At 76.6% G+C, this 1,198-nt stretch carries 1 pseudogene; it reads right to left on the reverse strand.

Going from position 1 to position 1,198, the window contains the following annotated elements:
• Window positions 1–243: 243 nt before the first annotated feature.
• Window positions 244–1,198, reverse strand: a pseudogene (locus L0B03_RS18145) (hypothetical protein); the annotation flags it as partial.

The raw sequence follows: 1,198 nt of genomic DNA on the forward strand, positions 1-1,198 counted from the left end.
CCGCAGGCCGCGAGGGCCACCGGCAGCAGGAGGCCGAGGCCGGCCGCCCGACGCGTACGTCGGGAGAGGGCCGCCCGCGGGTGCGGGTGCGGGTGCGGGTGGACGGTGGTGCTCAGGGTCGAGGACATCGGATACTTCTCCTTGCGTGGAAGGCACCGGCCCCTCGGGGCGGGTGCTGCGTGACCGCCGGCGGCTACCGGCGGGACAGGCGTCGGGTGGACTGGCAGGTCCACCCGACGCCGCTCAGCCCCGGGTGGGGCCTGGGCTCGTCGACGGAGGTGCAGGCGGGCTCGGCGGGCCGGCCCGGGTCGGGGTGGCGACGTCGAGCACGAGGTCCACGGCCCGGTGGGCAGCCTCGGAGACCAGTGCCGCGAGGGCCTCCCTGTCCCGAGGCGTGGCGGCGCCGGGGAGCATGGTGATCTCCTCCAGGAGCTCCCCGGCCTGCCCGGCGAGGGTCGTGACGTGACCGTGCCGGGCGAGCAGGGCGTGGGCGGCGCCTCGAGCCCGTACCCCGGGCGCTGGGCGCAGCGCGGCCTGCGCAGCACCGAGGTGCAGGTTGACCTCCACCAGCTCGAGGGCGAGGGGCGTGACCGGACGGTAGGGCCGCGGCCGCTGCACCTTCTCGACCCTCCCGAGGGCGGCCGACCACGGCAGGACCACCCCGCTCACCGTCAGGTCGCCCTCACCTGCGCCCTGGGGACCGGCCTGCTCGGCTGCACCGCCGAAGGCCAGGCCACGGTGACGTGAGAGCACCAGGGCGAGCACCGGGTCGGCGTCGCTGGCGACCGAGGCCCTGAGCCAGGTGACGTCCCCGACCGCAGCCCCCGTCGAGCAGGCCGAGCGTCCCGAGAACTCCAGGTCCAGACCGGTGTCGACCGCCACGAGCCCGGCGTCGCGCAGCTCGATCGATGCGCCGAAGAACCACCCCTCGCGGGCGGCGTTCGCGAGGATCTCCTCAGCCTGCCCCGCCGTCCCGTGGAAGAGCGGCAGCTGGGACCACACGTAGTGCTCGCCCAGCGCCCGCCCGACGGAACGGTCGACCTCGGCGATCCGCCGTACCGCCTGCAGGGCGGTCGCCCAGCCCTGCCCGGCGGCCCCCTGCGCCGCCGGGCCGAGCAGGGTGGCCAGGCCGGCACGTCGGAGCAGGTCGACGGCCTCCTCCAGGTCGAGGGCGCCGCTGGGCCCGGACGCAGCGACC

Origin of the sequence: Actinotalea sp. C106, from assembly GCF_023630195.1 — a bacterium.
Taxonomy (GTDB): Bacteria; Actinomycetota; Actinomycetes; order Actinomycetales; family Cellulomonadaceae; genus Actinotalea.